Genomic DNA, 15630 nt, shown 5'->3' with positions numbered 1-15630 from the left:
TGATAAAAAACAAAAAAATAAGGGGGCAACAAAACTTATGAAGAAGAGGTCTTTTAAACTGCTGTTAATCTCTCTATTAGCCATCAGTATGTTTCTAGTTGGCTGTAACAGCAAAACCAATGAAGTAGCAGGAGGCAAGAAAGATCCTGCCACTGGAAGTGGATCGAAAAAAGATACACTAGTTTATGGTCGTGGTGGAGATTCTACATCTCTAGATCCAATCACCACAACTGAAGGTGAAGCATTCAAAGTAACAGAAAACATTTATGAAACATTGATTCAATATGGTGATCAAGATACTACTATTAATCCAGGACTTGCTGAATCGTGGAAAGTGACACCAGATGGCTTAACTTACACATTCAAGCTTCGTCAAGGAGTTAAATTCCATGACGGTACTGATTTTAATGCAGACGCGGTTGTTTTTAACTTCGATCGCTGGATGAATGGTAATGCTGACAGCTTCCCATATTACACCATGTTTGGTGGATTTAAAGGGGAAAAAGGACACATAATTAAAGAAGTTAAAGCTGTTGATGCAAATACAGTACAATTTGTATTATTTAGACCACAGGCACCGTTCCTTAAGAACCTAGCCATGTCTCCGTTTGGAATTGCAAGCCCTGCGGCTGTTAAAAAATACGGTGATAAGTTTAGACAAAATCCAGTTGGAACAGGTCCATTTAAATTCGTTGAGTGGAAAGAAAACGATACAATTACGCTTGAAAAGAACCCTGACTACTGGCAAAAAGGCTTGCCCAAGTTAAACAAAGTTATTTTCCGCGTGATTCCTGAAAATACTGCACGTTTGAACGCTCTAGCAAATGGCGAGATTGATGTGATGGATGGACTAAACAATTCAGATGAGGCGACTGTTAAAGCAAATGCCAATCTCCAAGTCATTGAACGTCCATCAATGAACGTGGGTTATATTGGTTTAACAACCACTCGTAAACCATTTGATAATAAACTCGTTCGTCAAGCGATTAACTATGCTGTTGATAAAAAATCAATCATCGATGCGTTTTATGGTGGGAAAGCCCTTGCAGCGGTCAATCCAATGCCTCCTTCCATCGAAGGCTATAATAAGGCAGTTGAGCCGTATCCATATGATTTAGAGAAAGCAAAGCAATTGTTGAAAGAAGCTGGATACGAAAAAGGATTTGAAATTGACCTATGGGCAATGCCTGTTGCTCGCCCTTATATGCCAGAAGCACAAAAAGTTGCTGAAGTTATTCAAGAGAGCTTAAGCAAAATCAATGTCAAAGCCAAAATCCAATCTGTGGACTGGGCTACTTACTTAGATAAAGCAGCAAAAGGTGAATTTGATATGTTCATGCTTGGCTGGACAGGCGACAACGGTGACCCTGATAACTTCTTATACACATTGCTTGATAAAGACAGTATTGGAAGTAATAACTATTCCCAGTACAGCAATGACAAATTACATGACGTCTTAATTAAGGCACAAACAGAAATTGATCAAGCAAAGCGTAATGCACTTTATGAGGAAGCACAAGTAATCATTCATGATGATGCCCCTTGGGTGCCACTTGTACACTCTACACCGTTGTTAGCAGCAGGGAAAGATGTCGCAAATTACTTACCGCACCCAACTGGATCAGAAGCACTAACAAAAGTTGAATTTAAATAACAGACAAGTTTAACAGACCGAATTAATAATGGCTGAAAGGGGAGGGAGCTTAGCCTCCCCTTTTGTTAACTAAACACATTCAGTTTTTTTGTAAAAAAATTGTTTAGCTAAAGCATCTAACCAGGCGCTTACGCTTTTCAGTGAGGTGAAAAATTTGTTTACTTATACAGTCCGCCGTGTGTTTTCTTTAATCCCTGTTTTAATTGGGATGACTCTCGTGGTTTTTGCCATCATCCATGCTATTCCAGGAAATCCCGCTCAGGTAATTCTTGGGCAAAGAGCGACTGCAGAATCAATTGCCACGTTAACAAAGGAATTAGGGTTGGATAGACCTTGGTACATACAATACGCCGATTATATTAATGCTTTACTTCATGGGGATTTAGGAGTCTCACTCAGGACAAGGGGTCCAATTAACGAAGAAATATGGTCCTACTTAGCAGCAACCGCCGAACTAACAGTAGTGGCAATGTTAATTGCCATCATAGTGGGGGTAAATGCAGGAATTGTCAGTGCTTGGTTCTCCAAATCATGGTTTGATTATGTTGCGATGGTTCTTGCGCTGATTGGGGTGTCATTGCCGATTTTTTGGCTTGGTTTAATGGAGCAATGGGTATTTTCAATTGAATTAGGCTGGCTTCCAACGACAGGAAGAGAGAATGTTAGAGATCCCGTTGCAGCAATTACTAATTTTTATTTAATAGATACCCTCTTACAAGGAAGATTTGATCAATTTATAACGGTCATAAAGCATTTGGTGTTACCTAGCATTGCACTCGCAACGATTCCAATGGCGATTATTGCTCGAATGACCCGCGCAACCATGCTGGAAGTGATGAAGTCAGATTATGTCCGTACCGCAAGAGCAAAGGGACTGAGCATGTTCTGGGTCGTTTATAAACATTCCTTAAAAAATGCCGTTATCCCTGTTCTAACTATCATCGGGTTGCAAACCGGTCTTTTACTTGGAGGAGCTATATTAACGGAAACAATCTTTGGCTGGCCAGGAATCGGGAGATATCTATATGATGCGATCGGCTATCGAGATTATCCGGTTATCCAGTCAGGGATATTAATTATTGCGGCAATTTTTGTACTCATTAATTTAATTGTGGATCTATTATATGTTTTTGTTGATCCACGAATAAAATATACCAAGTAGAGGAGGGGGATCTTAAAGTGGCGGAATTAGCAAAAAAACCGGCAAATATGGCAACGGTAATTGTTGAAGAAAAGCTGACACCTCCCTGGAAGGAAGCATGGATTTCATTTTATAAAAACCGATTAGCAGTAGTTGGTTTAGGAATTGTGGTCTTTTTTATTATCATTGCTATATTCGCTCCTATTATTGCTCCATATAGCTTTAAAGATCAAGTGTTGGCAGATCGAATGCTCTCACCTTCCAGTGAGCATTGGTTTGGGACAGACGACTTTGGCCGAGATATTTTTTCTCGTATTGTTTATGGTGCAAGAATATCATTGTGGGTTGGCTTTTTCTCAGTTTTAGGCTCAGTTGTGGCAGGGACATTACTAGGAATTGTAGCTGGATATTACGGCCGCTGGGTAGATGCGATTATCTCGCGTATTTTTGATATTATGCTAGCTTTTCCAAGTATTTTATTGGCGATTGCGGTTGTTTCTATTTTGGGGCCATCCCTGCAAAATGCTTTGATTGCGATCGCGGTTATTAATATACCGAACTTTGGACGATTGGTTCGCTCCAAAGTATTAAGTGTTAAACAGGAAGAATATATTATGGCTGCCCGTGCCGTCGGAATGAAAGATTCACGTATTCTTCTCCGTCATATTTTACCTAATAGTATATCACCAGTAATCGTTCAAGCTACATTAGCGATTGCCACAGCAATTATTGAGGCAGCAGCTCTTGGTTTCCTTGGAATGGGTGCACAAGCACCGACACCAGAGTGGGGAAAAATGCTTGCCGATTCAAAAAATTATATCACTCAGGCACCATGGACGTTATTCTTCCCTGGGGTCGCTATAATGCTGACCGTGCTCGGATTTAACTTAATGGGGGACGGGCTAAGGGACATCCTAGATCCGAAAATGAAACAATAGACGTAGAGACTCCTGTGTGGGTCTCTTTCTTTTGGTGTCAGGCACCATTAACTTGATTAATTAATAATTGTCTAAAATCTCAAAATAGCATTATAATTATGCTTAATAATTTGTTTTACCAATTGGGGGTTTGGCGTAAATGTTGAATAGAAATAAGAGTATTGTTTTTATTGGGTTTATGGGTGTTGGAAAAACTACTATCGGCAAGATGGTTGCTAATAAACTAAATCGTGATTTTATTGATATTGATGAACAAATTGAAAAAGAATACAACATGCCAGTGTCCCAAATTTTTTCTGAATTTGGTGAGAAAGTTTTTAGAGAAAGAGAAAAAAGTTTAATTGCAAGTCTAGCGTCCCAGCAGCAAAAGGTTATTTCTGTCGGCGGAGGTGCCTTCCTACAAGAAGAAATTAGAAAGACCTGTTTAGAATCTTGTATTGTTATTCTGCTAGATTTATCATTGGAGGGCTGGAAAGATAGATTAGGTCTGATTATAGACAGCCGACCTGTTTTAAAAGGAAAGTCAATTGAGGAAATGGAAGATCTTTTTTACAAAAGACAAGATATTTATGTTAACCATCATTTGAAGATTTCAACTGATAGCAAGGATGCAAAAGAAATTGCTAACCAAATTATTGACGAATTAAATTCAATCTAGGGAAAAATAGGTATCAAAACTTATGTAGAATGGGACAAGGAGTGGGAACAAATGACTAAAACAGTAACGGTTAGAGGTCTCGTCATTGGGGAAGGAATGCCAAAAATTTGTGTCCCGTTGGTGGGAGAAACACTTGTACAATTAAAGGAAGAAGCCGAATTTCTAAAAACAATTGACTTAGATGTAGTAGAGTGGCGGGTAGACTTTTTTGACCAAGTAGAAGATTTTGAGCAGGTGAAAAAGGCTCTTGCTGAAATTCGCACGTTCCTGCCTGCTACACCACTTATCTTTACCTTTCGAAGTCATAAAGAAGGCGGCAATAAGGAAATAACCACTTCTTTTTATTTTGAATTAAACAAGACGGTTGCAGAAACAGGTCTGGTGGATATCATTGATGTTGAGTTATTTAATGATGAAAATGAAGTCAAAACAATAATTGAAAAGGCACATGCAAAAAATGTTTTTGTTATTGTCTCTAACCATGATTTTCATAAGACGCCAACAAAAGAGGAAATTATCTCGCGGTTACGGAAAGCACAAGAGTTTGGGGGAGATATACCAAAAATTGCTGTAATGCCAAATAGTACAGCCGATGTGCTAACCCTCTTAGCTGCAACAAATACAATGAACGAACAGTTTGCGGATAGGCCGTTCATTACCATGTCTATGGCAGGTAAAGGGGTCATAAGTCGATTGGCTGGCGAAATATTTGGGTCTGCTCTTACCTTTGGAGCAGCAAAAAAAGCTTCTGCACCTGGACAGGTAGCAGTTAAGGAATTACGAAGCGTATTAAATCTGTTACATGCAAGTTTATAATCATTGGAAAAGCACTCCTCGGGGTGCTTTTCTTAGAAATGATTACTGTACAAATAAATACATTCAAGTTAAAATAATTTCAAGCATATAATTCCAATAAGAAAGGTAGGAATTAAATTATGACAGAAAATAATCGTTCCATCCCTCGACCGCTTGTAAGAACAAACCAATGGGTTATTGTCATAAGTGTTGTATTAACTTGGATTTCTAATATTGAGTGGTTTTTATTAGTACCGTTTATTTCGGGTTTACTTGGGCTGCTATTTGGATATAATCCGGTTATACAATTTGCTAAACTATTCTTAAGAAAAGCCCCCAAGTCCTATATCCCTGAAGATTGGGATCAGCAGCAATTTAATCAAAAGATTGCAGTATCATGCCTAGGAATAGGATTTATTAGTTTTTTACTTGGTTGGTCTACTTTAGGTTACGTGTTCACTATTCTTGTCGCCGTGGCAGCGTTTGTAGCCATTCTAGGTTTTTGTGTTGGATGTTTCATTCATTTCCAATGGAAACAATTTAAACATAGACGAACAATCCGATAAATACAAAAGATTTTTTAATATCTAAATAGATTCAATCTTTATATAGAAGTTCTTTAAAAGACAGTGAACTTTAACATGTTCACTGTCTTTTGCATACATAAAGATGTATAAAAATTGTATAATCTACCATTCTATTTTGTAAGCGTTTTCAAAAAAATGGGCAATTATTTTCAATAAAAACAGAAAATTAAGCTGTTTTTTTATTGAATAATTATATATATGTATGTATAATAATACATTATGAAAGACACTTAGGAGATGGGCAAATTGAAGGCTGCAATTATTGGTGGTACCGGTTATGGATCAATTGAATTAGTGAGGTTAATCAATAAACACCCTTATTTGGAGATTGGTTCAGTTATTTCAAACTCACAATCAGGGTCAAACTTTAGCGGAATTTATCCACATCTTTCTGAGATTGTTGATCAACCTCTTGAAACCTTTGATGTTGATAGATTGTCTGAAAAGAATGATATTGTATTTTTTGCAACCCCATCAGGTGTGAGCAGCAAACTTTTGCCACAACTAGTTGATAGAGGAATTAAAAGTATAGATTTATCCGGTGATTTCCGGCTAAGGTCTGCTGAAGAATTCGAAACTTGGTATAAACATTCACCTGCTGAGGAGAAATATTTAAACCAAGCAACCTATGGTTTGAGCGAAATTTATCCAGACCAAATAAAGCCGGCCAAATTAATAGCCAATCCGGGCTGTTATCCGACTGCGACTACACTCGGTCTTATTCCGATATTAAAAACAAATTTGGCTGATGAAAAGTCGATTATCATTGATGCAAAATCTGGTGTTTCTGGCGCTGGAAGAGGACTTTCCTTAACAGCCCATTATTCGGAAATCAATGAAAACTTAAAAGCTTATAAACTAGGAGCACATCAACATATTCCGGAAATTGAGCAAGTACTTTCAGATGAGAGCGGTAATCCAATTACCATTTCATTTACTACCCATCTTGTTCCAATGACAAGGGGAATCATGTGCACGATGTACGTGAATCTAACAGAAGAAATTTCATCACAAAAAATTATAGATTTATATAAACAATTTTATCAAGATTCTCATTTTATAAGAGTGCGGCCAGAAGGAAATGTACCATCAACAAAAGAGGTACTCGGTTCAAATTATTGCGATATCGGCCTGCATGTTGACGAAAGAACAAACCGCCTGACCATCATTTCAGTTATCGATAATTTAGTTAAAGGGGCTGCCGGGCAGGCCATCCAAAATGTGAATTTGATGAATGGCTGGGATGAGCGAACAGGACTTACAGACATTCCAATGTATCCATGAGTAAAACTACTACCTTTTATGTATAGAACGAAGGGAAATTTGAAGGGGGAAATTCAATTGACACAAGCTACATCAACAAATGAAATCGTAATTATAGAAGAAGGTAGTGTGACCTTACCTAAAGGATACAAAGCAGGCGGCATGCATTGTGGAATAAAAAGAAAAAGACTTGATCTGGGATATATCGTTTCAGAAGTTCCTGCAACAACTGCGGGAGTGTATACAACCAACACCTTTCAAGCAGCTCCATTGTTAGTTACCCAGGAAAGTATCGCAAAAGAAAATAAGATTCAAGCAATTATCGTAAACTCTGGGAATGCCAATGCCTGTACAGGAGAGCAAGGTTTACTTGATGCATTCGCTATGCAAAAGGGCTTTGCAAGCCAACTAGGAATACAAGACCATCTCGTAGCGGTTACTTCAACGGGAGTGATCGGGGAACTACTGCCGATGGATAAAGTAAATGCAGGGATAAAACAAATCCTAAATAAAGATAATGAAAATGAAAATAATTTTATGAATGCTATCCTAACAACTGACACTTGTATCAAACATCTAGCAGTGCAAATGAAAATCGATGGAAAAACAGTTTCCATTGGCGGTACCTCAAAGGGTTCTGGAATGATTCACCCTAACATGGCTACCATGCTTGGATTTGTAACAACAGATGCAAACATTGCCCAAGAAGACCTGCTTGGAGCATTGAGAGATATAACTAATCAAACTTTCAATATGATTACGGTTGATGGTGATACAAGTACGAACGATATGGTTTTAGTTATGGCAAATGGCTTGGCTGATAATGAACCACTAACTAAAGATCACCCTGAATGGAATATTTTTAAACAAGGGTTAAAAATCGTTTGTGAGTCACTTGCTAAAAAAATTGCAAGAGATGGTGAAGGTGCTACAAAACTAGTAGAAGTTCAAGTAAATGGTGCCTACAGTCAAAACGCAGCAAGTGCAGTCGGTAAAGCGATTATTTCATCCAACCTAGTTAAAACTGCAATTTATGGAACGGATCCAAACTGGGGAAGAATTGTTACTGCAATTGGCTACAGTGGTGTACCAGTTGAACCTAACGCAATTAAGGTGGCAATTGGACCATTTACAGTATTCGAAAATGGACTTCCGAGCAACTTTGTTGAGGAAGAAGTGAAGGAATACTTAGAGTCGGAAAATGTTAAATTAAGTGTTGAATTAAATCAAGGTAAATATAACGCTACAGCCTGGGGATGCGATTTAACTTATGATTATGTGAAAATCAACGCATCTTACCGCACGTAAGGGAGGACCTGAAAATGAAATATATAGTCATTAAGTGCGGCGGAAGTGTGTTAGATAATCTCCCAAGATCCTTTTATGAAGATATTGTTTCACTTCATGAATCTGGTGAATGGATACCGATCATCGTTCATGGCGGCGGTCCACTAATCACATCGTTATTAAAAAATCTAAACGTCGAAACCACCTTCGTGAATGGTCTTAGAGTAACCAATCACGAAGTGTTAGATATAGTGGAAATGGTATTAAGCGGTTCAGTTAACAAACAAGTTGTTCGGAACATTATCGAAGTTGGGGGAAAGGCCATTGGCGTAAGTGGCGTGGATGGTTGCCTTTTACAAGCTGAACCAACTAAAAATGCGGATAAATTAGGATTTGTTGGGGAAGTAATTGGTGTTAACCACGAAGTAATCGAGGGAATCATTGCCCAAGGAAATGTTCCTGTAATTTCTCCAGTCGGCATCGATGCAGGTGGACAACGATATAACATTAATGGTGATATTGCTGCCTCAGCTATAGCCAAAGCTTTAGGGGCAAACCTATGTTTTATCAGTGATATCCCTGGAATCCTAGTTGAGAAAAATGGTGCTAAGACAAAACTTGATAAAGTTTCAAAGGCAACAATCGAGGAACTGATAAATAATAAGACTATTTATGGGGGAATGATTCCCAAAGTAAAAGCCGCAATTGATGGTCTTGTCCACAAAATACCCGAAGTGGGTATCATCAATGGCTCTGAAAAAAGTAGCTTAATAGATTATACAAATGGTAAAATGACTGGCACAAAAATTGTCTTAGAAGAGGGGATCGCGTAATGTCAATCAATAATTCAATCTCCCTAGCCTCTCCAGTGATGGCAACATACAGTCGATTCCCTGTTACTGTCGTTAAAGGGAAGGGAAGCTATGTTTGGGATGAAAAGGGTACTCAGTATTTAGATTTCACTTCCGGTATAGCAACCTGTAACCTAGGGCATGTGCCTGATGTCGTAAAAGAAGCACTTGAGGAGCAATTACAGAATCTTTGGCACTGTTCAAACCTCTATAACATACCGAATCAGCAGCAATTGGCCGCTCTTCTTACCGCCAATAGTTGCGGGGACCAAGTTTTCTTTTGTAACAGTGGGGCGGAAGCAAATGAGGCAGCGATCAAGTTAGCTAGAAGGTATGCCAACAAAGTGAAGGGGAAGGAATCACCTGAAATAGTAACATTTCAGCAATCCTTTCATGGTAGAACACTAGCCACCTTATCGGCAACAGGACAAGAAAAAATTCAGCAAGGATTTTTTCCGTTAGTATCCGGGTTTAATTATCTTCCTTTTAATGATGAAGAAGCACTTGAATTGCTCTATACACTCGAGCCTGCAGCCGTTCTCCTTGAGCTTGTTCAAGGCGAAGGTGGAGTCATCCCAGCGAACCAAGAATGGGTTAGTAAACTTGCAAAGATTTGCCAAGAAAGAGAAATCCTCCTGATGGTGGACGAAATCCAAACAGGGATCGGTAGAACAGGCACACTGTTTGCATATGAACAATACGGTATAGAGCCCGATGTCATTAGCATTGCAAAGGGACTTGGTTCAGGTTTTCCAATTGGAGCAATTATTGCAAAAGAAGAAGCCGCTAAAGGATTTGACCCAGGAAGCCACGGCAGTACTTTTGGAGGAAATCCATTAGCAACAGCAGCAGGACTCGCGACTGTTACACATATTACTGAAAGTAATTTATTAAATAACGCCAACGAAATTTCAGGGTACTTAGATAAAAAGTTACAAGAACTGAAGGAAAAGTACTCTTTTATAAAAGATATCCGCGGGCTCGGCCTATTAAAGGGAATGGTCGTCGAAACGAATGCTTTAGGAATTGTTCAAAAGGCAATCGAAAACCATCTTCTTATCTTAACAGCCGGACCAAATGTAGTGAGAATTTTACCTCCGTTAACAGTAACAAAGGAAGAAATAAATGAATTTATTAAAGCATTGGAAATATCTTTCCAAGGTATTGAGAAAGGCGAGTGAGTATGTTGCAGAATGGATACCTTACTTTGGAAACGGGAGAAGTATTTGAGGGGGTACTAATTGGTGCCGAAAAAGAGTCTCTAGGAGAAGTGGTTTTTAATACAAGCATGACTGGGTATCAAGAGATTATCACCGATCCATCATACGCAGGACAAATTATTACCTTCTGTTATCCTATTATCGGTAATTATGGGGTTAACGCAATCGATGATGAGAGCATCACACCAGCATTATCAGGGGTGATTATCGGTGATTTATGTGAAACACCGAGCCATTATCAATCCGTAAATAAATTCTCTGAAAAACTAAAGCAGGCAGGAGTTCCTGGGATTGCAGGAATTGATACGCGTCTTTTAGTAAAAACCATTCGCAGCCGTGGGACGGTAAAAGGGTATTTAAGCCAGTCCAAGAATGGCGAAATATCAGCACCAGAAAAATCTTCATTTTGGGTGGAGAAAGTATCAACTAAAAAAATACAATATTTCAAAAACCAAGGGCCACATGTGGTGCTCATGGATTATGGATTTAAAAAGTCGATTCTCAACGCCCTGCTAGATGAAAACTGTGCGGTAACAATTGTCCCATACAATACTCCTTATGAAAAAATAAAGGCCTTGAATCCAGATGGTGTCCTGTTCAGTAATGGACCTGGGGACCCAATGGAATTAAAAAAATGGTTTCCAGAAATAAAAAAAATAAGTCAGAACTATCCTACACTGGGCATTTGTCTTGGGCATCAATTAATCGCCCTTGCATATGGGGCTAAAACAGAAAAACTAGCCTATGGGCATCGCGGTGGTAATCATCCAGTTAAGGAACTTACGACTGGAAAAGTGAAAATCACAGCACAAAATCATGGCTATGTTGTAGTTGACGAAAGTATTGACAACAAGGAATTCGATGTCACCTACCGAAACGTAAATGACCGTTCGATTGAGGGGCTAATGCATAAGAACCATCAGATACAAACCGTGCAATTTCATCCTGAAGCCCATCCAGGACCAAGCGATACAGAATATATTTTAAAAAATTTCGTAACTCAGATAGCTTCTATGGGAGAGACTGTTTATGCCATTAAATAAAAGTTTAAAAAAGGTACTAGTGATTGGATCAGGTCCAATTGTCATTGGGCAGGCTGCAGAATTTGATTATGCAGGTACACAGGCATGTATAGCCTTGAAAGAAGAAGGAATTGAAGTTGTTTTAATTAATAATAACCCGGCCACCATCATGACAGATGAAGCCGTTGCCGATAAGGTATATATTGAACCGCTTAACGTTGAAACCATTGAAAAAATCATCAAGAAAGAAAAACCAGATGGAATTATTGGTACACTAGGCGGCCAAACGGGTCTGAATTTAACTGTGCAGCTTTACGAACAAAATATTTTAGAAAAATACAATGTTGAATTATTAGGAACATCTGTTGAGTCTATCAAAAATGGTGAGGACAGAGAAAAGTTCCGTAACTTGATGCTTAAAATTGGTGAACCAATTCCAGAGTCCGCGATTATTCACAGCTATGAGGAAGGCGTGTCCTTTGTAAAGGAAATTGGATTTCCGGTCATCATTCGCCCTGCGTATACACTTGGAGGGGATGGAGGCGGCTTTGCTTATAATGATGAAGAACTGGAAACTGTTCTAAAAAAAGGCTTAGCGGCAAGTCCGATTCAGCAGGTGTTGGTAGAAAGAAGTATCAAAGGCTGGAAAGAAATTGAGTATGAAGTCATGAGAGACGACAATGACACCTGCATCATCGTTTGCAATATGGAAAATATGGATCCAGTCGGCGTTCATACCGGGGATTCCATTGTCGTTGCTCCGTCGCAAACATTAACAGATGTCCAATATCAAATGCTTCGTGATTCTTCTATAAAAGTTATTAAAGAATTAAAGATTATCGGTGGTTGTAACATCCAGTTTGCTCTTCATCCGGCATCGAATCAGTATTACATTATCGAAGTAAATCCAAGGGTGAGCCGTTCTTCTGCGCTTGCATCTAAAGCAACTGGTTATCCCATTGCCAGGATGGCAGCGAAGTGTGCGATTGGGTATCATTTGGATGAGATTGTGAATCCGATAACAGGTAATACCTTTGCATCATTTGAGCCGGCGATTGATTATATTGTGGTAAAACTACCTCGCTTTCCTTTTGACAAATTCCCTGAAGCGGACCGGACCTTAGGAACGCAAATGAAGGCAACTGGGGAAGTCATGGCGATTGATCGGACATTTGAAGGGGCCTTAAACAAAGCCATTCGCTCGATGGAAATGAATGTTTATGGACTTTGCCTCGAGGGAAATAAATTAATTGATGAAAAGAACTTGCTTGAACTTCTTAAACAGGCAAATGATCAACGATTATTCATCATTGCAGAATCGTTTAGAAGAGGGATCTCACTTGAAAATGTTCGAGAGTTGACCGAGATTGATCCATGGTTTTTACACAAAATTAGCTCAATCGTTATGTTAGAAACGGAATTAGCTTCCTATAATTGGAGCGATGTTCCAGTTTCTTTGCTTAAGGTAGCAAAGCGGAATAATATTTCCGACAAGCTCTTATCTCAAATATATGCTATTCCTGAAAAGCGGGTAAGAAGCAAGTGGAAAGAACTCAACTGGAAACCTGGTTATAAAATGGTTGATACCTGTTCAGCTGAGTTTGATGCTGTTACACCTTACTATTATTCAACCTGGCACGGGTTTGATGAAGTTGAAGTGACGAGCAAGAAAAAGATTCTTGTCATTGGCTCTGGCCCAATTCGAATCGGCCAAGGGATTGAATTTGATTACTGTTCAGTGCACGCGGCAAATGCGATCAAGAAAAAGGGCTTTGAAGCGGTTGTTATCAATAACAACCCTGAGACTGTTAGTACCGATTATTCGATTGCAGACCGCCTTTATTTTGAACCACTCGCAGCAGAGGATGTACTTCATGTCATCGAAAAAGAACAGGTGGAAGGTGTATTGATTCAGTTCGGCGGCCAAACAGCTATAAATCTAGCCCATGATTTGGAAGAAGAAGGGATCAAAATTTTAGGTACTACGGTAAAAAATGTTGATCGCTTAGAAGATCGTAAAGAATTTTACCAGTTGCTTGAAGACTTAAACATTCCGCATATAGAGGGTCAAACCGTTTCGCATTCTGACGAATTAATAGAAGCAGCCACTAAACTTGGTTATCCTGTCCTTGTGCGCCCATCCTATGTCATTGGCGGCCAATCAATGTTTACTATTTTTTCAGAAGCGGAATTAAGCCAGTATATACTGCAACTGGAGAAAAATTCGCAAGCAACGATGTGGCCATTATTAGTAGATAAATACTTACCTGGATTAGAGTGCGAGATTGATGTCATATGTGATGGGGAAAATATCGTCGTCCCAGGTATCTTTGAACATATAGAAAAAGCTGGGGTCCATTCAGGGGATAGCATCTCGGTGTTCCCGCCGATTTCACTGTCAGAGAAAATTAAAGAAACGTTAATAGATTATGCAGAAAAAATTGCAAATTCAGCACCAGTTATTGGAATCATGAACATTCAATTTGTTATCTATGAAGGCCAGGTTAATGTGCTTGAAGTCAATCCGCGTTCTTCTAGAACAGTGCCAATCATGAGTAAGGTCACAGGAATTCCGATGATTGAATGGGCGACACGCGTTCAATTAGGAGAGACCCTCTCAGATCTATGTTCAACAAAGGGACTAATGGATGAGCCATCCTATTTTTCAGTAAAAACACCTGTATTTTCATCGAGTAAGCTAAAAGGTGTTGACCATGTGCTAGGACCAGAAATGAAATCAACAGGTGAAGCGCTTGGCATGGGAGTAACCTATCAAGAGGCACTTGAAAAGTCTATTCCTACTCTTGGCGGGCAACAAGGTGAAAATTATATTTTTTGTTCCATTTCTGATCGAGATAAGCAAGCATCTCTTCCTATCATTCAAGAACTTGTAATAAAACAATACAAGATTGTTGCTACCGAGGGGACTGCTTCATATTTCCAAAACCATGGAATTGATGTTGAAAAAGTGATTAAGGACGATGCAGAAGTCATTGAACTTTTCCGAAAACAGTCCATGAAGGCTGTCATAAATATACCGAATCAAGGACGAAATAAAATTAAATTTGGTTTCCAGATTCGCGAGCATGCTGTACGCTACAAGGTACCAGTATTTACACACTTAGATACAATTGAAGCGATAATCGGCCTGGAAAAAGGATCTCAATCCAATTCTGGGGTTCGATCTATGAATGAATATTACAAGTTGGAAGAGAGAGGTGCCGTTCATGGGTGAGGCCATTAAATTAAATGAAATTAGTAATATAAATAAGCCGAAACTTAAAGGAAAGGGATTTTTACAGCTTTCCGATTTTAGTACAGATGAAATCCTCTATCTTCTAAACGAGGCGATAGAGATGAAAAAGCTTCAAAAACAAGGAAAACCGCATCCGTATTTAAGCGGGAAGGTTTTAGGGATGATTTTTGAAAAATCATCCACCCGTACAAGGGTATCATTTGAGGTAGGGATGTTGCAGTTAGGCGGTCATGCAATATTCTTAAGTTCAAAGGATATCCAGCTTGGAAGAGGAGAAAGTATTTCTGATACCGCAAAAGTGTTGTCTCGCTATGTGGACGGATTAATGATTCGAACGTTTTCACACGATTCAGTCGAAGAATTAGCTGAGCATGCAACAGTACCAGTTATTAATGGTTTAACTGACCTGCAGCACCCTACCCAAGTGTTAGCAGACCTTTTAACGATTCTTGAGCATAAAGGGAAACTGTCCGGCTTAAAGATGTGCTATATTGGGGACGGCAATAACAATATGGCTCATTCTTTAATGGAAGGCGCGATGAAGGTTGGAATGGATATTAGCATTGCCAGTCCACCAGGATATTTGCCTGATGGAGAAATAACAGAGAAGGCAATTAAAGTTGGAAACCAAACTGGATGTAAGCTCGTGATTACAAATGATCCGCTAGAAGCTGTTAAAGATGCAGATGTCATCGTAACAGATGTCTGGACCAGTATGGGGCAGGAAGAAGAAACTTCAAAAAGACTCGAGGCATTCCATGGATTTCAAGTAAATAATGAACTTTGTAAGAATGCAAATGAGGACTATATCTTTTTGCATTGCTTGCCTGCCCATCGAGGCGAAGAAGTTACAGCAGAGCTCATCGATGGTCCTCATTCAGTGGTTTTTGATGAAGCGGAGAACCGTCTTCATGCCCAGAAAGCAATTTTAAAACTTTTACTAGCATAATGGTTTCTT

Annotated in this window: 13 protein-coding genes; all 13 read left to right on the top strand. The window is 39.1% G+C overall.

What is annotated here, in order from left to right; translation table 11 throughout:
- The first annotated feature begins 37 nt into the window (after positions 1–37).
- The 13 genes from QF028_RS21460 to argF all read left to right on the top strand — a co-directional run bounded on the left by QF028_RS21460 (position 38) and on the right by argF (position 15621).
- Entirely contained in the window at positions 38–1654 is a 1617-nt protein-coding gene (locus QF028_RS21460; RefSeq protein ID WP_410889315.1) for an ABC transporter substrate-binding protein, read from the top strand.
- A gap of 154 nt (positions 1655–1808) precedes the next feature.
- Positions 1809–2816 carry an ABC transporter permease gene (locus QF028_RS21455; protein WP_429468566.1) on the top strand — a complete coding sequence of 336 codons (1008 nt, stop codon included), beginning with the start codon at positions 1809–1811 and terminating at the stop codon, positions 2814–2816.
- Between the two features lie 17 nt (positions 2817–2833).
- A complete protein-coding gene (locus QF028_RS21450; RefSeq protein WP_308162605.1) occupies positions 2834–3733 on the top strand; it encodes an ABC transporter permease in 900 nt (299 codons plus the stop codon).
- Between the two features lie 139 nt (positions 3734–3872).
- Positions 3873–4391, top strand: coding sequence for a shikimate kinase (locus QF028_RS21445; RefSeq protein ID WP_410889318.1), 519 nt, complete (start codon positions 3873–3875; stop codon positions 4389–4391).
- Positions 4392–4442: 51 nt separating this feature from the next.
- Positions 4443–5207 carry a type I 3-dehydroquinate dehydratase gene (gene aroD, locus QF028_RS21440; protein WP_429468563.1) on the top strand — a complete coding sequence of 255 codons (765 nt, stop codon included), beginning with the start codon at positions 4443–4445 and terminating at the stop codon, positions 5205–5207.
- Between the two features lie 119 nt (positions 5208–5326).
- Positions 5327–5752 carry a DUF4395 domain-containing protein gene (locus tag QF028_RS21435; RefSeq protein WP_215012224.1) on the top strand — a complete coding sequence of 142 codons (426 nt, stop codon included), beginning with the start codon at positions 5327–5329 and terminating at the stop codon, positions 5750–5752.
- Positions 5753–6010: 258 nt separating this feature from the next.
- On the top strand, positions 6011–7057 hold the full coding sequence (gene argC, locus QF028_RS21430; protein ID WP_429468559.1) for an N-acetyl-gamma-glutamyl-phosphate reductase: 1047 nt from the start codon (positions 6011–6013) through the stop codon (positions 7055–7057).
- 18 nt (positions 7058–7075) lie between these two features.
- Entirely contained in the window at positions 7076–8344 is a 1269-nt protein-coding gene (gene argJ / locus QF028_RS21425) for a bifunctional glutamate N-acetyltransferase/amino-acid acetyltransferase ArgJ (protein WP_429468558.1), read from the top strand.
- A 14-nt stretch (positions 8345–8358) separates the two neighbouring features.
- Positions 8359–9156 carry an acetylglutamate kinase gene (gene argB / locus QF028_RS21420; protein WP_214998191.1) on the top strand — a complete coding sequence of 266 codons (798 nt, stop codon included), beginning with the start codon at positions 8359–8361 and terminating at the stop codon, positions 9154–9156.
- Complete coding sequence (locus QF028_RS21415; protein ID WP_429468555.1) at positions 9156–10355, top strand: acetylornithine transaminase; 1200 nt, start codon at positions 9156–9158, stop codon at positions 10353–10355. The genes argB and QF028_RS21415 overlap by 1 nt, the downstream gene beginning before the upstream one ends.
- A 5-nt stretch (positions 10356–10360) precedes the next feature.
- Entirely contained in the window at positions 10361–11437 is a 1077-nt protein-coding gene (locus QF028_RS21410; RefSeq protein ID WP_214998196.1) for a carbamoyl phosphate synthase small subunit, read from the top strand.
- A complete protein-coding gene (gene carB, locus QF028_RS21405) occupies positions 11424–14651 on the top strand; it encodes a carbamoyl-phosphate synthase (glutamine-hydrolyzing) large subunit (RefSeq protein ID WP_429468552.1) in 3228 nt (1075 codons plus the stop codon). The genes QF028_RS21410 and carB overlap by 14 nt, the downstream gene beginning before the upstream one ends.
- Positions 14644–15621, top strand: a complete 978-nt coding sequence (gene argF, locus QF028_RS21400) for an ornithine carbamoyltransferase (RefSeq protein WP_429468549.1) — start codon at positions 14644–14646, stop codon at positions 15619–15621. The genes carB and argF overlap by 8 nt, the downstream gene beginning before the upstream one ends.
- Positions 15622–15630: the final 9 nt, after the last annotated feature.

The sequence above is a fragment of the Neobacillus sp. B4I6 genome (assembly GCF_050434045.1).
GTDB lineage: Bacteria > Bacillota > Bacilli > Bacillales > Cytobacillaceae > Neobacillus.
The sequence above is the reverse complement of the archived record's forward strand: the minus strand, read 5'-3'. Positions and strand labels throughout refer to the sequence as shown.